The organism is Mammaliicoccus sp. L-M44 (genome assembly GCF_022386355.1).
Classification (GTDB): domain Bacteria; phylum Bacillota; class Bacilli; order Staphylococcales; family Staphylococcaceae; genus Mammaliicoccus; species Mammaliicoccus sciuri_A.
In genome coordinates, this window is record NZ_JAJNIU010000010.1 from 65,887 (window position 1) to 87,808 (window position 21,922).

Annotated in this window: 22 protein-coding genes and 1 pseudogene; 21 read left to right on the top strand and 2 right to left on the bottom strand. The window is 32.7% G+C overall.

Translation table 11 applies throughout. The annotated features are described in order from the left end of the window. The first annotated feature begins 3 nt into the window (after positions 1-3). The 7 genes from LQ611_RS07445 (at position 4) to LQ611_RS07475 (ending at position 6,822) form a co-directional block, all read left to right on the top strand. A complete protein-coding gene (locus tag LQ611_RS07445) occupies positions 4-810 on the top strand; it encodes a MetQ/NlpA family ABC transporter substrate-binding protein (RefSeq protein WP_119489252.1) in 807 nt (268 codons plus the stop codon). A 21-nt stretch (positions 811-831) separates the two neighbouring features. Continuing rightward, positions 832-1,740 carry an ABC transporter substrate-binding protein gene (locus LQ611_RS07450; RefSeq protein WP_119489254.1) on the top strand — a complete coding sequence of 303 codons (909 nt, stop codon included), beginning with the start codon at positions 832-834 and terminating at the stop codon, positions 1,738-1,740. Between the two features lie 183 nt (positions 1,741-1,923). Further along, positions 1,924-3,723, top strand: coding sequence for a purple acid phosphatase family protein (locus tag LQ611_RS07455; protein WP_119489257.1), 1,800 nt, complete (start codon positions 1,924-1,926; stop codon positions 3,721-3,723). Between the two features lie 95 nt (positions 3,724-3,818). Continuing rightward, positions 3,819-4,475 carry a hypothetical protein gene (locus LQ611_RS07460; RefSeq protein ID WP_239703104.1) on the top strand — a complete coding sequence of 219 codons (657 nt, stop codon included), beginning with the start codon at positions 3,819-3,821 and terminating at the stop codon, positions 4,473-4,475. 113 nt (positions 4,476-4,588) lie between these two features. Continuing rightward, on the top strand, positions 4,589-5,575 hold the full coding sequence (pta, locus tag LQ611_RS07465) for a phosphate acetyltransferase (RefSeq protein WP_025904903.1): 987 nt from the start codon (positions 4,589-4,591) through the stop codon (positions 5,573-5,575). A gap of 2 nt (positions 5,576-5,577) precedes the next feature. Beyond that, on the top strand, positions 5,578-6,417 hold the full coding sequence (locus tag LQ611_RS07470) for a lipoate--protein ligase family protein (protein WP_037589955.1): 840 nt from the start codon (positions 5,578-5,580) through the stop codon (positions 6,415-6,417). 78 nt (positions 6,418-6,495) lie between these two features. Then, positions 6,496-6,822: a YuzB family protein gene (locus tag LQ611_RS07475; RefSeq protein ID WP_103361268.1), complete on the top strand. Its 327-nt coding sequence runs from the start codon at positions 6,496-6,498 to the stop codon at positions 6,820-6,822. Positions 6,823-6,903: 81 nt separating this feature from the next. Here the strand turns inward: LQ611_RS07475 and LQ611_RS07480 are convergent, their stop codons facing one another. After that, entirely contained in the window at positions 6,904-8,253 is a 1,350-nt protein-coding gene (locus LQ611_RS07480; protein ID WP_239703103.1) for a sugar porter family MFS transporter, read from the bottom strand. Positions 8,254-8,362: 109 nt separating this feature from the next. Next, complete coding sequence (locus LQ611_RS07485) at positions 8,363-9,067, bottom strand: sugar phosphate isomerase/epimerase family protein (RefSeq protein WP_308192890.1); 705 nt, start codon at positions 9,065-9,067, stop codon at positions 8,363-8,365. A gap of 177 nt (positions 9,068-9,244) precedes the next feature. Here LQ611_RS07485 and LQ611_RS07490 point away from each other — a divergent pair. The 14 genes and pseudogenes from LQ611_RS07490 to LQ611_RS07555 all read left to right on the top strand — a co-directional run bounded on the left by LQ611_RS07490 (position 9,245) and on the right by LQ611_RS07555 (position 21,854). Further along, positions 9,245-10,111 (top strand): annotated as a pseudogene (locus tag LQ611_RS07490) (NAD-dependent epimerase/dehydratase family protein). 347 nt (positions 10,112-10,458) lie between these two features. Then, a complete protein-coding gene (locus LQ611_RS07495) occupies positions 10,459-10,935 on the top strand; it encodes a GNAT family N-acetyltransferase (protein WP_048541439.1) in 477 nt (158 codons plus the stop codon). Between the two features lie 13 nt (positions 10,936-10,948). Then, complete coding sequence (locus LQ611_RS07500; RefSeq protein ID WP_107565872.1) at positions 10,949-11,710, top strand: 2-keto-4-pentenoate hydratase; 762 nt, start codon at positions 10,949-10,951, stop codon at positions 11,708-11,710. A 23-nt stretch (positions 11,711-11,733) separates the two neighbouring features. After that, positions 11,734-13,032, top strand: a complete 1,299-nt coding sequence (locus LQ611_RS07505) for an HD domain-containing protein (protein ID WP_103361264.1) — start codon at positions 11,734-11,736, stop codon at positions 13,030-13,032. A 68-nt stretch (positions 13,033-13,100) separates the two neighbouring features. Further along, positions 13,101-13,613: a YwhD family protein gene (locus tag LQ611_RS07510; RefSeq protein ID WP_025904914.1), complete on the top strand. Its 513-nt coding sequence runs from the start codon at positions 13,101-13,103 to the stop codon at positions 13,611-13,613. 205 nt (positions 13,614-13,818) lie between these two features. Further along, positions 13,819-14,235, top strand: coding sequence for a YwiB family protein (locus LQ611_RS07515; protein ID WP_025904915.1), 417 nt, complete (start codon positions 13,819-13,821; stop codon positions 14,233-14,235). Beyond that, positions 14,232-15,890, top strand: a complete 1,659-nt coding sequence (gene argS / locus LQ611_RS07520; RefSeq protein ID WP_049319477.1) for an arginine--tRNA ligase — start codon at positions 14,232-14,234, stop codon at positions 15,888-15,890. Before LQ611_RS07515 ends, argS begins: the two co-directional genes overlap by 4 nt. 95 nt (positions 15,891-15,985) lie before the next feature. Continuing rightward, a complete protein-coding gene (locus LQ611_RS07525) occupies positions 15,986-16,876 on the top strand; it encodes an ABC transporter substrate-binding protein (RefSeq protein WP_119489269.1) in 891 nt (296 codons plus the stop codon). Beyond that, the gene (locus tag LQ611_RS07530) at positions 16,869-17,849 is read left to right on the top strand and encodes a FecCD family ABC transporter permease (protein ID WP_119495209.1); all 981 of its coding nucleotides are present in this window, start codon (positions 16,869-16,871) and stop codon (positions 17,847-17,849) included. The genes LQ611_RS07525 and LQ611_RS07530 overlap by 8 nt, the downstream gene beginning before the upstream one ends. 86 nt (positions 17,850-17,935) lie before the next feature. Next, a complete protein-coding gene (locus LQ611_RS07535; RefSeq protein WP_239703101.1) occupies positions 17,936-18,700 on the top strand; it encodes an HAD family hydrolase in 765 nt (254 codons plus the stop codon). Beyond that, positions 18,697-19,476, top strand: a complete 780-nt coding sequence (locus LQ611_RS07540) for an alpha/beta fold hydrolase (protein WP_025904920.1) — start codon at positions 18,697-18,699, stop codon at positions 19,474-19,476. Before LQ611_RS07535 ends, LQ611_RS07540 begins: the two co-directional genes overlap by 4 nt. Before the next feature lie 124 nt (positions 19,477-19,600). Beyond that, positions 19,601-20,128 carry an SA0570 family protein gene (locus tag LQ611_RS07545; RefSeq protein ID WP_025904921.1) on the top strand — a complete coding sequence of 176 codons (528 nt, stop codon included), beginning with the start codon at positions 19,601-19,603 and terminating at the stop codon, positions 20,126-20,128. Positions 20,129-20,222: 94 nt separating this feature from the next. After that, positions 20,223-20,939, top strand: a complete 717-nt coding sequence (locus LQ611_RS07550; protein WP_025904922.1) for a hypothetical protein — start codon at positions 20,223-20,225, stop codon at positions 20,937-20,939. A 132-nt stretch (positions 20,940-21,071) separates the two neighbouring features. Next, positions 21,072-21,854, top strand: a complete 783-nt coding sequence (locus tag LQ611_RS07555; protein ID WP_119495210.1) for an alpha/beta fold hydrolase — start codon at positions 21,072-21,074, stop codon at positions 21,852-21,854. The last annotated feature ends 68 nt before the right edge of the window (positions 21,855-21,922 follow it).

A 21,922-nucleotide genomic window follows, 5' to 3' on the forward strand; every position in this document is an offset into this window, starting at 1 on the left:
GAAATGAAAAAAAGTTTATTTGTTATGTTATTAATGTTAAGCATTATCATCGCAGGCTGTGGCGCGAATAAAAAAGATAACGAAGACAAAGTTATTAAAGTAGCTTCTCAAGCACCACCAATGACAGACGTTGTTAAACAAGCAGCAAAAGAAGCTAAAAAGGACGGCTGGGAAATTAAACTTGTCCAAGTGAATGACAACGTTGCTTATAACGATATGGTAAGTAGTAAAGAAGCAGATGCAAGTTTCTCGCAACATAAACCATTTATGGAAAAATACAACTCAGAACGTAAAGCAAATTTAGTCGCAATCCAACCGATTTATGATGCAAAAGTTGGTTTTTATTCTAAAAAATATAAAGACATCAATGACATTCCAAAAGGTACAAAAGTAGCAATACCAAATGATATTTCAAATGAAGGTAGAGCGTTAGCGATTCTTGAAGAACAAGGTCTTATTAAATTGAAGGACGGCGTTGGTGTAAATGGCACTACGAAAGATATCGTCGAAAACCCTAAAGATTTCAAATGGTTGAAAGTAGACTTACTGAACTTAGCAGAAACTTATAGTGAAAAAGATGTATCACTTGTTTATAACTATCCAACTTATATTTCTAAAATTGGCTTAAAACCTGCTGACGCATTGTTCTTAGAAAAAAACATTGATTCACGATTCTCAATTCAACTCGTTGCAAGAGAAGATAATAAAGACTCAGAAAAAATTAAAGAATTACATAAAGTTATGAAAAGTGATGCAGTTAAAAAATATCTAAAAGAAAAACATGAAGATACGTTAATTCCATCATTTTAAAATAAAATAAGAGGTGTAGAAATGAAAAAATTATTAAGTTTTGTATTATGTTTAGCGTTATTGTTAGCAGCATGTGGTAATAACAACGAAGCATCAAGTAGTAAAAGTGACAGTAAAGAACGAACATTTACGACTGAAGGCGGCGAAAAAGTAAAAATCCCTAAAAATCCAAAGCGTATTCTATTACTGACAGCTAACTATGGTAACTTGAAAAAATTAGGTGTAGAACCAGTAGCGATCACAAGTGTATTCCCGGATTCTAAATATTTAGATATAGAAGACGTTAAGAAAATAGATCCAGAAGATGTTGAAGCGGCAGCGAAGCTTAAACCAGATTTAATCGTAACGTATAAAGAAAATAAAAATAATAATAAACTTTCAAAAATAGCACCAACTGTATCACTAAAAGTACAAGACACAGATTATAAACAAACACATATCGAATACGGTAAATTAGTGAACAAAGAAGAAAAAGCTAAAAAACAAGCAGACGAACTATCAGATAAACTTTTAAAAGACGGTAAAGAAATTAAAAAACATATCGGAGCAGATAAAACAGCTTCAATTATGGACGTACAAGCTAAAGATATTTATCAGTTCGGCGCAAGATTCGGTAGAGGTAGTGACGCACTATTCGATGGTTTCAAATTAAAAGAAGATCCAGAAGCTAAAAAAGCAATGCCAAAAGAAAAATTCATGAAAGTACCTCAAGAAAAATTTAACGATTATTCAGGAGACTACTTATTTATACCAACAAAAGACGGTAAAAAACCAAATAATGAATTTACAAATTCAACTATATGGAAAAATAATAAAGCAGTTAAAAACAATAACGTCATTTATTACACAAGTAATGAAGCATTATACGGAGATTTAATCTCAGTAGAGAAACAAGCAGAAACATTTAAGAAAGAACTATTAAAAAAATAAAGTAATATACAAAAAAAGAAGCTCGAGTTGAGCTTCTTTTTTGTTATTTTATTATTCTATCTCTCTTCATATTACATTCATACAATACTCATACTATCTTTACATAGGGTTAAAATATGATTGATACACTTCTTAATAGATTGCTTTTTAAATCACTATAGGGTTAATTAGGAGGAAGTGTACATGTATAATCAGTCAATAGCAAAGAGATTCATTAGTGGTACGGCATGTATGATGTTATTATTAGGGATTTCTACTACTGGTACGGTTGAGGCGAGTGGTGCTGGTGGTTCAGGATCTGATTCGTCTGTTGTGAATCAACAAGCTCATTCGGATATTAAAGTGATGTCTCAGAAGCCGGAGGTAGCGCCTGTACCTAAGAAAAATCAGCCGAATCGTATTATTACGAATTTTAATGGTGATACGAAAACAGAAATGGCTTTTAATTGGTATACGACAGATCAATTTAATGATGCTAAAGTTTGGGTGTCAGAGACGGGTCAATTTGATGATGCACAAGCGTTTGATGCAACTTCTAAACAAGTAGATTCTAAATATGTTGAACGAGATAAGAACGGCAATTTCATCTTTGCGGATGTAGAAAAAGATGACGAAGGTGAACCTGTTAAAGATGCACAAGGTAAAGAAAAAATAAATGGATATTATACAGATGAACATGCACAAGGTGCTGAATGGACGCGCGGTGATAAACATGGGAAGTCTGAGCTAATGACAGTTCCTGAATATAATTATAAAGCGAAAGCAACGGGATTAAAGCCGAATACTACATATTATTATCGCGTAGGTAGTGCAAGTGGTCCTCAAAGTGAAGTTGGACAATTCAAGACTTCTGGCAACAACGGCGATCCTTTCCAATTCGTTCAGTATACAGATACACAAAATGCTTATTGGAATGAACACGTAAGAAATGAAGCGCAATTTGGAGCAGATACGTTAAGCAATGCTATTCAAACAGCAGGCGATCCAAACTTCGCATTACACACAGGAGACTTTGTAGAAACTGCAGAAATTGAAGATGAGTGGTTAGATTTATATGATCAATCACGTCCATCATTTATGTCACTACCTGTAGCTTCTGCACCAGGTAACCATGACGAATATGCGTTAAGTGAAGATGATGAAAAATTACTGACAAAATATAACGAACATGTCAATGTGCCTAAAGAAAACAATGCGGTAAATGGTGGTTCTTATTATTCGTTTGATTATAATGGTGCACATATGGTTGTCGCTAATACAAATGATAATAAGAAATCTAAAGATAATCCTGAAGAAAAAGCAATTGGCAAAGAACAAATGGAATGGATTAAGCAAGATATTAAAGATGCAAGAAAGAATGGCTCTAAATGGGTTATCTTAAATCTGCATAAACCAATGTATTCTAAATCGTATCATGCACTATCAGATGAAGATGTTGCAAAAATACGTGACGAACTCACTCAACAAATTGATGATTTAGATGTGGATTTAGTATTACAAGGTCATGACCATGTGCTTTCGCGTACGAAACCACTAGAACATACATCGACTAAAAATAGCTTTGTAAATGCTAAGAAAGAAGATGCCAAACAAATTAGAGGGCAAGATAACATCACTTATTATGACAATCCGGAAGGTTCAGTTTACGTACTGCCTAATACAGGTGGTACAAAAGCGTATGACAGTATATATGACCGTCCTTTAGAACACATTAAGAAAGTTAGACCAGAACTAGAAGATTTAACGCAAGAAGAATTAGATCATTATAATAGTTTGTTTGCGATAGGCGAGCAACCTCATAAGACAGATGCTTTTAATGATAGTCATGAAAATAATCGAGATTCATCTGATCAGAACTTCTCAGTTTATGATGTATCTGAAGGTAAATTAGTCGTTAAAATTTATCAATTACATGGCGATATTAGTAAAGGTGAACAAAGAACAGTTAAATTAGTTGATGAATTCGGTATTAAAAAAGACTAATCATAGATTTCAAAGTTAAACAAATATCCAAAAGGCGTCTCCTTCAAATATGATGATATGGAGGCGCCTATTTGTTAATAGAAGGAGGGGTTACTTTGCGACGTGTATTCAATTATTTAAGTATGGCAGTAGTGATGATATTGATATTAAGTGGTTGTCAAAATGGTTCGCAAGAAGAGACAAAGCAGCATAGTGAAACGAAACATGCAGCAACTAGACATATTCAACTTTCAGAGCAAGACAAAGATGCATTGAAACAAGAGTTACTAAAAATTGCTGACGAATATGGCCAAGATCAGCATAAAGCAGTAACTAATCGTTATTTTAGTCGAAACGAACAAATGGAAGGTGATGGCTATGCGATTACTGATGATGGTGAAATACAAATAACAGATCATAATAAACCAGGGTGGAAACATTTTAAGATCCATAATGTTGTCGGATTAACGATGTATCAAGGACATCATACTCAAGGTGGTTATGATGAACGTGCACAAGATCTAACTAATATTCAAGGATACAGTAGTGTCGCTAAAATGGATCAACCGATTACGAAATATTTGTTTGCAGATAACGGTAAAGTATACGAATATCAATTCAAGCCGAATAGTGAACCATCACTATCAACTGGATTTGCAACTAAAGATTACAACGGTAAAGATCCAAACTTAAAACCAAACGAAAAATTCATAGTTTCAAAGGGTAAAATTTTAAATAAAAAATGGAAAATGTTGCTTTCAGAATATAAATGATAATATTTTAAAAATATCCAATATAAATTCACAGTTTAGATACGTGAAAATTTATGAAAAAATGTTATAATTGTGAATGGAAAAATAATAGCAATCATATATAGGAGGCAATTATGTCTAATTTACTTAATGTTCTAAGCGACAAACTAACAGGTAAAAATGTACGTATCGTATTACCAGAAGGTGAAGATGCGCGCGTATTAACAGCAGCAGTTAAATTACAAGCTACAGATTTGGTTGCACCAATCGTACTTGGTAATGAAGAAAAAATTAAAGAAACAGCAGCTGGTGCAGACTTATCAATCGATGGTCTTACAATCATCAACCCAGAAACAAGTGAACTAAAAGCAGATTTAGTAGAAAAATTTGTTGAACGTCGTAAAGGTAAAGCAACTCAAGAACAAGCTGAAGAATTGTTAAATAACGTTAACTACTTCGGTACGATGTTAGTATACACAAATCAAGCTGACGGATTAGTAAGTGGTGCAGCACATTCAACTGCAGACACTGTACGTCCAGCATTACAAATTATCAAAACAAAACCAGGCGTTACAAAAACATCTGGCGTATTCTTTATGACTAAAGGTGAAGAACAATATGTATTCGGAGATTGTGCAATTAACCCAGAACTTAATGCACAAGACTTAGCTGAGATTGCAATCGAAAGTGCTAAGACTGCTCAAGCATTTGGTATGTCTCCAAGAGTAGCAATGTTAAGCTTCTCAACTAAAGGTTCAGCTAAATCACCTGATACTGAAAAAGTATCTGAAGCAGTTTCTATTGCTCAAGAGAATTTAAAAGAAACAGATTTAAAAGATGTTGTATTAGATGGTGAATTCCAATTTGATGCAGCAATCGTACCAGAAGTTGCTGCTAAGAAAGCACCAAATTCTGAAATTCAAGGTGATGCAAATGTATTTATCTTCCCTAGCTTAGAAGCGGGTAACATTGGATACAAAATTGCACAACGTTTAGGTGGATTTGATGCAGTTGGTCCTGTATTACAAGGCTTAAACGCACCTGTTAACGATTTATCTCGTGGCTGTTCAGCTGAAGACGTATATAGTCTTTCAATCATTACAGCTGCTCAAACATTATAATCATGGCAAATTTGCAAGATTATTTTACACAAGAATGGCGATACATTGACCACACTTCAGGACTGCAGCCAATGCAGTCCTTTAGTTTCGATGATACATTTTGTGATCAAGTAGGAAATGATAAAAGTCCAAGTGTTGTTAGGACATGGATACACAATCACGTCGTGATATTAGGCATACATGATTCTAGATTACCTTATTTAAAAGATGGTATTGCATATTTAAATGATGTTAGAGGTTATAGTGCAATCGTTAGAAATTCTGGCGGATTAGGTGTTGTGCTAGATAAAGGTGTCCTCAATATATCTTTAATTTTTAAAGGTAAGCATGATGTATCCATTGATACAGGATATGAAGTGATGTTACGTCTTATTCGTGAAATGTTTAAAGAAGATACTAATGAAATTGAGAATAAAGAAATTACTGCATCATACTGCCCTGGTAGTTATGACTTAAGTATTCATAATCAAAAATTTGCTGGTATATCACAACGAAGAGTAAGAGGTGGTATAGCAGTTCAAATCTATTTATGTGTGGAAGGATCAGGTGCTGAACGTGCCGAAATGATGAAAGCATTCTATGAACATGCACTGAAAAACGAAAAGACAAAATTCATTTATCCGACTATCATACCTGAAAGCATGGCTTCATTGAACGAATTATTAGGCACTGAATATACAACTAACGACATACTATTTAAATTGTTAGGAAGTTTGAAAAATTTAGGTGCAACTTTGAATATGGATCCTGTCACAACAGAAGAATGGACATTGTACGATAAATATTTCGAAAGAATGATTGAACGCAATGATAAAATGATTCGAAATATGGAAAAACGATAAAATGACATTCTCAAACAACTGTTAAGGTGGTATAATAATTTATTGCAAAATTAACAATTAAGAAAGGTGGGGAAACAAATGCGAAATAAATTTCAAGTCTGCGATGATTGCCAAGCCGTTAACTTGCCATCACTTTTGAAAAAAATTAAAAAATTAGACCCAGAAGCTGAAATAGAAGTAGCATGCCAATCATATTGTGGACCAGGTAGAAGAAAAACATTCGCATTCGTAAATAACCGCCCATGTGCCGCTTTAACAGAAGACGAACTAATGGAAAAAATCCAAAAACAACTTCAAAAGAAACGCGATCCAGAAGAAGAAGAAAGATTGCGACTTAGAAATGAAGAACGAAAACGTCGACAAAAAGAATTAGACGAGAAGTTAAATAAGAAGTTGAAAAAATAGAATTTATAATAATAGAAGGCTGGGACAATATGAAAGTTGTCTCAGCCTTCTTGTGATTCTAGAGTTATTTTATTCAATTATTTATACAACACTACTTTTTCCGAATCTGATATCTAGTTCTAGTTCTTCAAGTGTTTTACCTTTAGTTTCAGGTAAATATGTTTTAATAAAATAGAAACTAAATGCACAGATTACTGCAAATATAATAAATATTGTACCTGTACCTAATTTTTCAGTTAGTACTGGGAATAGGAAAGCGATAATGCCATTCGTTGTCCATAATCCAAATGTACATAGACCCATGGCCATTCCTCTAATTTTTAAGGGGAAAATTTCTGCTAGTACAACCCAATTAATCATTCCCCAAGTACTAGAGTAAGAAACCATGAATAAGCACATAGATAAGATCATGATTAAACCGATATTACCCGGTGAAAATTCAGCAAATCCTATTATTAGTAGACTTAATCCCATACCGACACTACCGGTAAGTAGCATTTTCTTTCTTCCAATTTTGTCTACTAAAAATACACCGACGATAGTCATAATGACATTTACAGTACCAATTCCAATAGTACTTGTTATAGCTGCTGAGTCTCCTAAACCAGATTGAGAAAGTATTGATGGTGCATAATATAATATCGCGTTTGTACCAACTAATTGCTGTAAAATAGCGACCATAAAACCAACAAAAATAATTGGTCTACACCAAGATTTGAATAAATCCATGAAATGGCCTTTTTCTTCTTTTTTAGCCAAAGATTCCATGACAAATATTTCGTGATATACAGACTTTTCGTCATTATGTGTAAGTCGTAAAACATCTTTGGCTTTACTAATTTTGTTTTTCTGAGCAAGCCATTTTGGACTTTCGGGCATAAAAATCATACCAATACTTAGAAGAACAGAAGGTACGACTGCAAATCCTAACATGAAATGCCAATTTCCAGAGTCACTTAAAAAATGATTTATGATGTAGGCTAACAACATACCTGAAGTATTCATAATACTATTAATAGCAGTTATTGCGCCACGATTATTAGCTGGAGAAAGTTCTGCTAAATACATAGGAACCATTCCTGAAGCACCACCTACAGCTATCCCAAGAATTACTCTTGAAATAATCATGACTGTTATATTTGGTGGCCAAGATGATCCGATTGTAGAAATTGTAAAAATAACACCTAATAAAAATATTAATTTTTTTCTTCCAATTTTATCGGATATTGGACCACTCACTATGGAGCCTAAAATAGCACCAAACATAACACTGCTAACTACTAAACCTTCAAGTGTTGGCGTTAAGTTATAATCTTTCTTTATAAATAATAATGCACCAGATATTACACCTGTATCATAACCAAATAATAGTCCACCAAGAGCACCAAAGAAATAAATATAAATTTTATAAGCTTTCGAATTATTTTTCATAGTAAATTGATTTTCACCCTTTCTATTTTTAAAGGCATTCTTTTTCATTGTTTTAAAAAAGAGACATAGCACTTTCTAAATGAATTGCCATATCTCTTGTTGATGCGATTTATTTTTGATCCCACATTTTGATAAGTTTTAAGGATTCTTTATAAAAGTCAGTTAAAACTTCTATGTAATCATCACCTTTGACAGGCGTAAAAGGATTTGGACCAGTAGCCATTATTTCCATAATAATTGGTCCTTGATAGTCAATATCATGTAGAGTTTTAATTTGTTCTTCTATATTCGCATGACCATTACCGATTTGTTCTCTATTCGAATCTGCAACATGATATACACCTAGCTTTTCTCCAGCTAGTTTTAATGCAGCTACAGGGTTCTGTTCTTCAATATTCATATGATAAGCATCTAATAATACTTTAAGGTTTGGATTATTTACCTCTTTGATTAACTCCAAAGCTTCTTCACATGTCACAATTTGATGATTTTCATATCTATTTAAGACTTCAAAAACAACTTCGATATTTGATTTTAATGCTTTATCCATGATTTTCTGAGTGCTAGATACTAAATAGTTCCAATCTAGTTCAGAATCTCCAGAGCCACTAACTTTTCCTACATCTCCATGTAAGCAAATTCTTGGGGCACCAACTTTAACTGCCCAGTCAACTAAATCTAAAAAGTATTGAACAGCTAGTTCTCTTACATTATTTATTGGAGAAGAAATATCAACATTAGCAGGTGTAACAGATAAAATTTTTAAATTATAAGATTCTAAAATATTTTTTAGGTTTGCTGGATTTTCTTTAATGTTGCCTTCTACTTCAACACCATCAACACTATGTTTTGAGCTATTTCACATTTTTGAGTTATTGGTATATCACCTAAACTCCAGAAACAGAAGCCATAATCTCTCATAGTTTTACCTCTTTATTAAAATTTTTTAGTAGATTTTCTATATATTTTTTAGCTGAAATTGCATATTCTAATGGGTTCGCTTTGGCTGGATCTTGTTCAGCTTCAACAATTATCCAACCGCTTAGGTACAAAATTGACTAAACGCTTAATTGAAGAAGGTTATGAAGTAGCTGGGTTAACGACTTCTGAAAAAGGTAAAGAAAAACTTGATAATGCAGTTGTAAAAGCATATATAGGTAACATATTAGAATATGACACAATAGAAAAAAGTATAGGTGATTTTAAACCAGATATAATTATGAACGAAATCACAGACTTAAAACAAGTTGATATGTCAGCTAATACGAAAGTTAGAATAGAAGGTACGAGAAATCTTGTAGAAGCGGCAATTAAACATGATGTGCCACATATTTAATCATAAAGTATTGCATTTGTTTATGAAGCTGGAGATACATTAGCAACAGAAGAAACAAGTTTAGACTATGACGCTAGTGGCGATCGTAAAATAACAGTTGATGGTGTAGAAGGATTAGAAAAAGAATCAGCTAGATTAAACAAACATGTTATTTTACGTTACGGTTTATTATATGGACCAGGTACTTGGTACGGTAAAGATGGAATGATTTATAATCAATTTATAAATGGTGAAGTTACAATGACAGATGGCGTACAATCATTTATTCATATAGATGATGCGGTTGAAATAGCCATTCAAGCATTAAACTTTGAATCAGGTGTTTATAATGTAGCAGATGATGAGCCTGTAAAGGGAGACGATTGGGCTAAATGGTATGCCAACGAATTAAACGTCACACCAACTCTAAACATCGAGCCAGCAGCACCATTTGAGCGTGGTGTAACGAATAAGAAATTTAAAGACCAAGGCGGTAAACTTATTTATACAACTTGGAAAGACGGTATGCATCCGATTAAATAAATATATTTAATACTAAACTCCCCCTCTACTATTTTTATAGTGAGGGGATTATTATTTAGTAAAAATGATTGTTAGTTTTTCATTTTTTATATTTTGACGTTCTGTATTTTAAATTTGTGTTAACATACTTAACAAATATTACATTTCTGTAGGGTTTTCGGGTATAATTAAGTATTCTGAATATTATAGTTTTTAATATATAAATGATATAATTATTTATAACGTGAGATATAAAGTTATTTGAAATGTGTACATTGGAACGTTATTAAACGGGGATTTACAAACTTAGATTAATAGACATCATGAATTGACGATTGATGTGTAAGGTAGATAGAGGAGAGATATTTATGGCAAATGTAAGAAAAGCAACAATTGAAGATTATTCAGGTATTAAAAATGTAGCGTCTAAGGCTTGGTATGACACGTATACCAATATTTATACTGCGAGCACTGTGACGGCATTTTTAAATGCGTCTTATTCTAAAGAGATGCTTCAAAAGCGCATTAATGATTCTGATTTCTTTGTTGCAGAAGATGAAGATAAGATTGTTGGTTTTGCTAATTTTATCAAAGGTACTGAATTGTATTTATCTTCTCATTATGTTCTGCCTGAAGCGCAACGTGAAGGGTATGGTAAAGCTTTATTACAAGCAGGTTTAGATCAATACAAAGATTCATATCATGAAGTTTATTTAGAAGTGGATGGCAAGAATGATATCGGTATAGCCTTTTATAAAAAGGAAGGTTTTGAAGTGATACGTGAATATGAAGAATTACTTTTTGGTGACACGATGCGCACGACGTTAATGAAAAAAACTTTTTAGGAGGTTGATTGTAATGGAACAATCACTAAATAAATGGATTTCACAATTTTATGAAGCTTATGAGAATCAATCAATTATTCCAAATGGTGTTTTACCATCGAATATAACTGAACATGCTGCATATGATATTCAAGAAGGTGTGTTGCAGCGTAAGGAAGAAACTGAAATTCATAAAGGTTATAAAATTAGTTTAACGAGTCAAGAAACGAGAGATATCTTTTCTTCAACAACGCCATTATATGGTGCAATGGGAGAAACAACTATTCTGGACAAACATATTTATTTAAATGATTTAAATGAACCTTTAGCAGAGTTAGAATTAGTCTTTATTGTTCAAGAAGAATTAACAGAAGGAGATAGCCTTGAAGATATTATGAATAAATGCTTGATTGCACCAGGGGTAGAGATTCCGGATTCACGTTTTAGTAACTGGTTCCCTAATTTATCTGTAACAGAAATTATTGCCGATAGCGCAGTAAGTGGTGTTGTTGTTTACGGTGAACCTAAGAAATTAAGTTATGAAGATATAGATAACATTAAAGGGACATTATATTTAGACGGTAAAGAATTAGCTTCTGGATTTAGTACAGAAGTTGAAGGACATCCTGCTAAAGCTGTTAAGTGGTTGATTAATGAAATTAAAGAATATAATCGTTCATTAACACCTGGCATGTTTATTTCAAGTGGAACATTTATTTTGCCAAAACCTTTAACACAAGGAGAGTATAAAGCCGTATATGAAAATGTCGGCGAAATTGAATTTATTGTAGAATAATTGGACGAAATGGAGGGAACAAAGTGACACAGGAAGCTTATGGAACAAAAAAATTACCTGAAGAGAAAGTTTTTAAAGACCCTGTTCATCGTTATATACACGTAAGAGACCAATTAATTTGGGATCTTATCAAAACGAAAGAATTTCAACGCTTAAGAAGAATTAAACAACTTGGAACACTCTATTTATCTTTCCATACAGCTGAGCATAGTCGCTTTGGACATTCTCTAGGTGTATATGAAATTGTACGACGTATGATAGATGAAGTATTTGAAGGACGTGCACATTGGGATAATAAGGATAGACCACTCGCATTATGTGCAGCACTTTTACATGATTTAGGGCACGGTCCTTTTTCACATTGTTTTGAAAAAATCTTCCTAACGGATCACGAAAAATTCACACAGCTGATCATTAAAGGTGATACAGAAGTTAATGAAGTGTTGAGTAGAGTTTCGCCTGACTTTCCATCTGAAGTAGCAGAAGTGATTAATAAGACACATGAAAATAAATTAGTCATATCGATGATTTCATCTCAAATAGATGCAGATCGCATGGATTATCTACAGCGAGATGCATATTTTACAGGTGTGAGTTATGGTCAATTTGATATGGAACGTGTGCTGAGATTGATGCGTCCGTCTAAAGATGAAGTGTTGATTAAAGAAAGTGGTATGCATGCAGTTGAAAACTTCTTAATGAGTCGTTATCAAATGTATTGGCAAATTTATTTTCACCCGGTGAGTCGAGGTGGAGAAGTGTTGCTAAATCGCTGCTTTAAGCGTGCAAAGGTACTTTATGATCAAGGATACTCATTTAAAGAGCAACCTAAATATTTAATTCCATTTTTTGAAGGAGACGTTTCAATCGCTGATTATATTCGTCTTGATGAAGCGGTCGTGATGTATTATTTAGAAGAGTGGACTGAAGAAGATGATCCAATCTTAAGTGATTTAAGTAAAAGATTTGTTAATCGTGATTTATTTAAATACTTACCATTTGATGGATCTATTATTACGATTGGTGAACTGACAGATCTATTTGAAAAAGGCGGCATTGACCCAGAATATTATTTCGTTTGTGACTCGTTCTCAGATTTACCGTATGATTATGACCGACCAGGATCAAATAGACAGCCGATACATCTATTACAGAAGACAGGTCGTATTAAAGAAATTAGTAGCCAATCAGTCATCATCCATAGTATTACAGGGATTAAACGTTTAGACTATAAACTGTATTATCCTAAAGAATTAATTATAGAAATGGAAGATGAAACGATTAAAGGCGATATTATCAATATATTAAATGAACTCGTGTAGATTACAAACTTGAATGTCAGTCTGATACTCTAGTATGATGTAATCATGAATTAAATGAGGTGAAACAAGTGGCTGAAAAGAAAGGATTTCAATTTAATATCATTAAAAATGATCCATTAGATGGGCATAAAGGTACAAATATAGGCTCTATAAGTTTAGACAACGTTGCGCCTGTATTCGTCGATGTATCAGAACAAACTGCATTTATCGATATTGGTGCCATGCATGCTAGAGCTGAAGTAGAAAAGCGTGTGAAATGGGTTAAAGATATAGAAGAAGTCAAAGGTGAAGAAGCAAAAGAATATTGGCTTTGCTGGGTTACAACTGAACGTGGCGAACAAGGTCCATATTATGCAGGGCTAACAGGTTGCTATTTAATGGTTAATAAACCTAAGAAGCGTGGATATAAAAGTATGCCAGAACATGTGAATATGATGGATAAATCTATGAAACATCAAGTGAAGATTGACCAAATTGGTGACGAAAATAGAGCAGTTCTTAAAAAATTCCTTCAAGAACATAATTCTGAAATGTGGCATAACAGCAGTGATGAACTAAAATCATCATTAGAGATAAATTAAATATGTCTATTTTGTGACTTAATTGTGAATTATCACAATTCAACTAAATAGCTATTGTCTTTTCACAATATCATAAGTAAAATAGTTGATAGCTACTATAGCTAGGACACTAAAAAAAGCAGGCGCTTTTCGCCCTGCTTTTTTTAATTTTAATAGTCAAATATGCTATAATGATATACGTTCTTAAACGGTGAGGTGGCCAATTATGAAAGAAAATATTAATATAAATATTAAACAAGTCGTGAAACAAAATGGCGAGAAAGAAACATTTCAAACAAAAACATCAGGTACATTTCATAGAAGAAATAGCGATATAATTAGATATGAAGAAACGATTGATGAACAAATCGTAAAAAATATGCTTAAAATAGAAGATGATGGCGTGAAAATCCACCGTACTGGCGCGGTCAAAACAGTCTTTCACTTTGTTGAAGGACAGGAAACGATTAGTTATTATGATACTGATGCAGGACGCATGACAATGCACGTTAATACATTATCAATCAAACATTTTATAGACGATCAACAAGGTAAACTCAGGATACATTATCAGCTAAGTGATCAAACTGGGTTACTTGGAACATACCAATTTCAAATTAATTATAAGGAGATAAATGAATGAACATTATTAACCAAGTTAAAGAAACGTTAATTGAAGAAATTAAAGCAAGTATCATTAAATCTGAACTTGTAGAAACAGTTCCAGAAATTAAAATCGAAACACCTAAAGACCCTGCAAATGGAGATTATTCTTCAAATATTGCGATGGTATTAACAAAATTAGCGCGCAAAAATCCACGCGAAATAGCAAATCAAATCGTTGAAAATTTAGATACAAATAAAGCGAATGTTAAAAAAGTAGATATTGCAGGTCCTGGATTTATTAACTTTTACTTAGATCAACAATATTTAACTGAAATTATTAAGACAGCTTTAACAAAAGGCGAAACATTTGGTCAAACAGAAGAACGTAAAAACGAAAGCATCATCGTTGAGTATGTATCTGCAAACCCAACAGGAGATTTGCATATTGGACATGCACGTAATGCAGCAGTAGGTGATACATTATCAAACGTGTTAAGTGCAGCTGGTTATGATGTAACACGTGAATATTATATTAACGATGCAGGTAAACAAATTGAAAATTTAGCGCACTCTATTGAAGCGCGTTATAACCAAGCATTAGGTTTAGATGCAGAATTACCTGAAGATGGTTATTACGGTAAAGACATTATCGCAATCGGTAAAGACTTAGCTGAAAAACATCCTGAAATTAAAGATGAAGCTGAAGAAGAACGTATTAAGACATTCCGTAAACTTGGTTTAGATTATGAAATGAAAAAATTAAAACAAGACTTAGCAGATTTTAATATTCATTTTGATAATTGGTTCAGTGAAACATCATTATATGAAACAAACAAAATTTCAGCTGTTTTAGATAAAATGACAGAATTAGGCTATACTTATGAACAAGATGGCGCAACATGGTTAAAAACAACAGAATTTGGTGACGATAAAGACCGTGTGTTAATTAAACAAGACGGTACGTATACGTATTTCTTACCAGATATCGCTTATCATTACGATAAAGTAGAACGTGGTTTTGACAAATTAATTAATTTATTTGGTGCTGATCACCACGGTTATATTAATCGTTTAAAAGCATCTCTTGAAACATTTGGCGTAGATTCAAAACGTCTTGAAATACAAATTATGCAAATGGTACGATTATTACAAGACGGCGTTGAAGTGAAAATGAGTAAACGTACAGGTAATGCTATTACGTTACGTGACATTATGGATGAAGTAGGCATTGATGCCGCTCGTTACTTCTTAACGATGCGTAGTCCTGATACACACTTTGACTTTGATATGGAATTAGCTAAGAAAGAATCACAAGATAACCCAGTGTATTATGCACAATATGCACATGCGCGTATATCATCTATTATTCGCCAAGCAGAAGAAAAAGGTATCACGATTGATCAAAATGTCGATTTATCTTTAATTACACATGAAAAAGCATTTGATTTATTGAAGAAAATTGCTGAATTTGAACCAACAATTGTTTCTGCTGCAGAATCACGCAGTCCACATCGTATTACGAATTATATTCAAGATTTGGCTGCACAGTTCCATAAGTTCTATAATGCAGAGAAAGTATTAACAGATGATGCAGAGAAGACAAAAGCGCATTTAGCTTTAATTGAAGCGGCGCGTATTACACTTCGCAATGCGTTAGCATTAGTAGGTGTGTCAGCTCCAGAATCTATGTAATTTAATCATTATTTTAATTGAGGTGCAGCTCAATCTTATTTGAGTTGCGCCTTTTTGTGTACCATTTTTTAATTAAATATATGGAGGGATTAAGTATGAAAATAAACAAAATATTTTATTTAATCTTTGCTGCTATGATCATCGTGACAGGTTGCCAAAGCGGAGATAATACGGATAACAAGAAAGAAACGAAACAAGAAACAACTGATAAGAAAGAATATAAGCGTATTGTGTCGCTTATTCCAAGTAATACAGAAATATTATATGCGTTAGGACTTGGAGATAAAGTTGTTGGGGTATCAACTGTTGATGATTATCCTAAAGATGTGAAAGATAAAAAACAATTCGATGCCTTTAAACTTGATACAGAAGCATTATTAAAAGCAAAACCTGATTTAATTTTGGCGCATGAGTCGAACAAATCTACACAAGAAAAAGATTTAAAAAAATTAAGTGATGCAGGCGTGAAAGTCGTCTACATAGATGATGCAAATTCAATTAATGAAATGTATGATACATTCAAGCAAGTTGGAAAAGTAACAGGTAAAGAAAAAGAAGCAGATAAATTAGTAAGTAAAGTGAAGAAAGAAATAGAAGATGTTGTAAAAGATGTCCCTAAAGACCAACAAGGTAAAAAAGTATTTATGGAAATTTCTTCTCAACCTGACATTTACACTTCAGGATCAAATACGTTTTATGATGATATGTTAACTTCTATCAAAGCTAAGAATCTTTATCATGACCAAGAAGGATGGATTAAAACGGATAAAGAAAGTATTCTTAAAAGAAATCCTGATGTTATGATTACAACAAGTGGACAGTCTGAAGCGGAATATCAAAAATTAAATAACAATAGAGATGGCTTTGACCAAGTTAATGCTGTTAAAGAGAAACACGTTCATGCACTCAATGCAGATATGATTTCTAGACCAGGACCAAGATTAGCGAAAGGGCTAAAAGAACTTTCTGATAAAGTTTATGACTAAAAATCATAACGTTTATCGCCATGTTGTGATATGGTTTCTCGTTCTATTGTTTGCAATTGGCATTTCTTTATTCGTAGGATCTACGGGTATAACATGGAAATTTGATAATCAACTAGAATGGACGATTTTTTACAAGTTAAGAGTACCGCGGACACTTTTAGCATTAATTGCTGGTATGGGGCTAGTCATGAGTGGTCAAATCTATCAAACGATATTGAATAATCCACTCGCGGATAGTTTTACGTTAGGATTAGCGAGCGGTGCAACATTCGGAAGTGCACTTGCCGTATTTATCGGCGTATCCATTTGGTTTGTGCCACTATTTTCAATATTCTTCAGCTTGTTAACGCTTATCGTTGTTGTACTGATTACAGAAACGATGGTCAAAACATTTCATGTAGCAACAATGATACTTTCAGGTATTTTTATTGGTGCGTTCTTTAGTTCGGCACTCTATATACTTTTATTGCTTAAGCCGGATAAAGTTAATAGCATGGTGTCATATATGTTTGGTAGTGTTTCATCTGCCGAAAAAATAACTGTAGAAATCACAGGGATTGTTACTTTAATCTGTATCTTAATCTTGTTTATGATGAGTCATTATATTAAAATGATTCAATTAGGTGAAGATAAAGCTATAACACTTGGTGTGAATGTTCGATTGATATCATGGACATGTTTGCTATTAGCTGCTATAATGACAGCCGTTATTATAAGTTTTACGGGTATTATTGGATTTATAGGTATGATTGTACCTCAAGTTGTTAGAAGGGTGTACAAGGTACCTATTAACGTTCAAATGATGTTGAATTTATTAATCGGCGGTGCACTTTTATTAATTGCAGATACTGTTGGCAGAATTATCATAAGTCCGATACAAATTCCGGTTGGCATTATACTCTCAATTATTGCCATACCGATTATGATGTATTTAATGATTACAGAACAACGAAAAAAAGAAAGAACTTACTGAATATTTAATGTATCAATCAGTATTAAATCACAATCAATAGCATACGGACACCAATCCTTTAAACATTATGATAGAGGGTTGGTGTTTTGTATGTAAAAATTGTATTGCTTTCTTTATGGAATAGTTTAAAATGTTTCTATGAAAGGGATGATGACATGTGTTCGTGTGATATTCAAGCGATTATTTTTGACTTAGAAGATACGCTTGTAGATCGTGAGAAATCGCGAATGAAGTTTTTGGAAGAGCAGTTTGAGAGATTTCATGAGTTAATGGTAACAGTCCAAAGACGTGATTTTGAAAAGGTATATTTAACGTTAAATCCCTATGGTATAGAAGATGTTGAATGGGTATATCAAGAACTTGTTAAGAGATTAAATATAGAAAGGATATCGTGGAAGACATTTTATAACGACTATAAAATGCATCACTACAGATACCATTTTCCTTTCTATGATACATTGGTAGCATTGGATAAACTACGCAGTATGGGTTATAAATTAGGTGTTGTAGCGAATGGTAAGAGTGAAGAAATTAAACACGTTATGAATGCAATCGGTATTTATCCATACATTCATTATGTTTCAACTTCTGATGAGGTGGGTGCTATGAAGCCAGACCCAATTATATTTGAAGATATATTGAAACATCTTGGCATAACGGCACATCATGCATTATATGTTGGAGATTGTCCTTTAAATGATATCGCAGCAGCGCATGCTATGGGCATGAAGACTGCATGGATGGCTAATTCAGTCAATGGCACACCAGAGGAGCACGAATTAGATTATACAATCGAAAGTTTAAGTGATCTCATAGATGTTTGTAAACAAATCGAAAGAGGTGAAGCATGATGAACTTATTTTTAACGAAAGAAAATGTTGCCATACACTATAATACAAAAGGAAGCGGCTATCCAATTATTTTGTTACATGGTGTTTTTCAAGATATGGATGTCTTTGAACCACTTATTAAAAAGTTAAGTAAAAATTATCAAGTTATATCTATTGATTTAAGAGGTCATGGTTTAAGTGATACACCACATGATAGTAGAGTAGATGACTATATTTCAGATATTCAACAACTATTAAATGCATTATTCATTAACTCAGCATATGTGATTGGTCTAGAACTTGGAGCAACCATTGCAACAGGTCTCACATATAAAAATCCTGATTTGATCAATGGCGTGGTGTTAATTAATCCTACAGACGATCATTCAACGTTCCCAGATAACCGTATTTATGATAGACATGCTGATGAAATTAGAACGATGTCTGATGAAGACAAAGAAAAATATTTATTAAGATTCAGATATAAAAATATTAAACAAGCTAAAAAGTTTGTAAAGTCACATATTCCGTCAAATGACCTTCAAACGATGGAAGAAGAGATTGCTGTTAAGCGCTCTTTTAAAGATTTTGATATTATATCGTTACTTCCAGATATTGAAACACGTACGCTCGTCATTTCTGGACAATACGATGGCAAAATATTATATAGCGAAGGTAAAAGAATAAGTGAACTGTTACCGAATGCTGAATTTAAACTGTTTGAAGGTTCAGGTGAATTGCCTTTTATTGAGGAAAAAGAGAAATTCATTAAAGTATTGGAAGAATTTTTAAGTTAATCAAGCGATATTTCACGGTTTTGTTACATGATTGTAATAAAAGTGGTCATTTTGTAATCTTTATGTTATAATTAACGCAGTTCAATGCATAGCATATAAGACACAGACTGAAGGAGAACCTCATATGAAAAAATGTCTCTTAATAATTGCAATGGTACTTATGGTTCTGCCATTTTCAACTTTTGCTGAGGCAAATGCTGCAACTAAAAATCAATTAAATATTAACGAAAACAATGTGCAGACCTATAAAGACGGTACAGTAACAATCGAAGGTATTAAAATTGGTGATAAGATTTCTAAAATTAAATCAAAGTATCCTAATTTAATGTTCTCATATTCTGATGATAGTAATGATAGAGAAAATTATTACGAATTTGATACTAAAAATGGACATATGATTATTACTGCCAAAGTTAAAGGTAATAAAGAAACGGTTAAACGCGTTACAATGATTTATGACAAATTAACAAATGTGAAATTAGATCCACTTGTCTCAATTCTAGGAGACAATACGACTAAACGTGTACAAAATAATAAGTATACGGGCGGTTATGCTTATGTGAATAATGGACAAGCACACTTCCAGCTTTCAAAAGCAACACCTGATAGTAAACAATTTAAAGTATATCGTGTTGATATAGGTAAATACTAAATCAATAGCGAATTTAATCCCCTGTTATGTTATATACATATTGCATAATAGGGGATTAATTTATACAATATTATAATGAAGGTGGTGTATTTATTTGCGTCCGAACAATAATGTATTGCTGGAAAATGTAAATGACTATTTACAGCATGTCGGTGTATTACCTAAACAAATTGATAAAGTACAACATTCATTAAAGAAGGATATGAAAAAGTCAGATGAGAAAGATATAGACTATGCAGAATATCGACACAAATCTCACGCTGAAATACTTCAAATCATAGAGAGAAATATTGTGGTTGTAAATTATAATCCAATCATTTTTTATACACTACACTTCTTATTATTAGCATATTTATTTGATAAAAAGCTCATTCCGTTTAATGCCGTAACGGGATTGTATATATTTTATTTTGTAATTATATTATCTATTTCACTCGTTATATATTTAATTATAAAAAAACATAGTTATCTCTATCCTAATCAGAAATTGATGATGACCAATATTTTCTTATTTAGTATAGGCATTGTTCTATGTATGCTTAAAATATTTAATGTTACGTTAGGAATGTATGTATTACCATTACAAGTATTTCAAGCCATATTTGGCATTGGGATTCTTCTCGTCATACTCGCAATATTTATGAAAAAGCTCGAAGTTGGTGCAATGGGATTAGCAGTTATTCAAAAAACAATTGCATCCATAACGATGAATGAAACAGTAATTATGATCGTTACATTTGCGAGTTGGTCTATTATCCTCGTGATTATCCTTTATTTTGTAATGATGTATTCAACAAGAAAATATGTATAACATAAATGCAGAAGATGATGTATTGACTACAATCATTTTTTGCATTTATTTTTATGGCATTAACTTAATATTATAAGTGTGAAAAATTGTTAAATGGGTATATTATTACTGTAAAGTAGGGAGGTACTCACTATGGGAGAATTATTAACAAGGGATGGGACTCATATAGTGTATGAAAAACACGGTAAAGGGAAACCATTAATTATGTTACATGCATTAAATATGAATTTAGCGACATTTAATTCAACAGTACAGCTTCTGAAAGATCAATTTACAATATATACAATGGATTCTAGGGGACATGGTAAATCAGATAAACAACAAGAAATTTCTATCCAAAATCATATAGATGACATTGTAGATTTAATGGATGCTGAAGACATAGAATCAGCTTATATATTAGGACATGATATGGGTGGCGTCATTGCTCAAGAATTTACAAACCAACATTCAGATAAAGTAGAAAAGTTAGTACTCGTATCTTCAATTTCCAATCAAGGTAAACAACCACTTATTAAATTAATAGCCAAACATAGAGATAAAGTTGCAGGATTTAGTAAAGAAGAAGCAATGTTAATATTGTTCAATGAAATATTTCATGATGTTAAATTGACTTTTAAATGGTATCAAGAAGTGAAAAAATATTATCGAATGACACCAGAAGAAGATGCAATTTCTGTTAGATCTATAAATGGTATAAATATCAAAATAGATCATATAGACATACCAACACTTATCGTGAAAGGTAAACATGATCCTTTTGATATTGATAATGATTCGGAAAATATAAAGAACGCTCAAACAGAAATATTTGAACATTCAGGGCACGCACCATTTATTGAAGAAAGTGAAAAATTCAAACAAGTCGTATCATCTTTTTTAAACCAACCAGTAAGAGATAAACAAGTCATATAATAAAGCGAGCTAGGGCATTTGATGATGTCTTAGCTTTTTTATTGGTAAGGTGAGGAAGGTGGGGGGTG

Bases quoted from the DNA above. Each gene is read 5' to 3' on its own strand.
- LQ611_RS07475 (WP_103361268.1), top strand. From the start codon at position 6,496: ATGCGAAATAAATTTCAAGTCTGCGATGATTGCCAAGCCGTTAACTTG.
- LQ611_RS07540 (WP_025904920.1), top strand. From the start codon at position 18,697: ATGATGAACTTATTTTTAACGAAAGAAAATGTTGCCATACACTATAAT.
- LQ611_RS07470 (WP_037589955.1), top strand. From the start codon at position 5,578: ATGGCAAATTTGCAAGATTATTTTACACAAGAATGGCGATACATTGAC.
- pta (WP_025904903.1), top strand. From the start codon at position 4,589: ATGTCTAATTTACTTAATGTTCTAAGCGACAAACTAACAGGTAAAAAT.
- argS (WP_049319477.1), top strand. From the start codon at position 14,232: ATGAACATTATTAACCAAGTTAAAGAAACGTTAATTGAAGAAATTAAA.
- LQ611_RS07500 (WP_107565872.1), top strand. From the start codon at position 10,949: ATGGAACAATCACTAAATAAATGGATTTCACAATTTTATGAAGCTTAT.
- LQ611_RS07455 (WP_119489257.1), top strand. From the start codon at position 1,924: ATGTATAATCAGTCAATAGCAAAGAGATTCATTAGTGGTACGGCATGT.
- LQ611_RS07480 (WP_239703103.1), bottom strand. From the start codon at position 8,253: ATGAAAAATAATTCGAAAGCTTATAAAATTTATATTTATTTCTTTGGT.
- LQ611_RS07445 (WP_119489252.1), top strand. From the start codon at position 4: ATGAAAAAAAGTTTATTTGTTATGTTATTAATGTTAAGCATTATCATC.
- LQ611_RS07545 (WP_025904921.1), top strand. From the start codon at position 19,601: ATGAAAAAATGTCTCTTAATAATTGCAATGGTACTTATGGTTCTGCCA.
- LQ611_RS07450 (WP_119489254.1), top strand. From the start codon at position 832: ATGAAAAAATTATTAAGTTTTGTATTATGTTTAGCGTTATTGTTAGCA.
- LQ611_RS07555 (WP_119495210.1), top strand. From the start codon at position 21,072: ATGGGAGAATTATTAACAAGGGATGGGACTCATATAGTGTATGAAAAA.
- LQ611_RS07515 (WP_025904915.1), top strand. From the start codon at position 13,819: ATGAAAGAAAATATTAATATAAATATTAAACAAGTCGTGAAACAAAAT.
- LQ611_RS07525 (WP_119489269.1), top strand. From the start codon at position 15,986: ATGAAAATAAACAAAATATTTTATTTAATCTTTGCTGCTATGATCATC.
- LQ611_RS07530 (WP_119495209.1), top strand. From the start codon at position 16,869: ATGACTAAAAATCATAACGTTTATCGCCATGTTGTGATATGGTTTCTC.
- LQ611_RS07495 (WP_048541439.1), top strand. From the start codon at position 10,459: ATGGCAAATGTAAGAAAAGCAACAATTGAAGATTATTCAGGTATTAAA.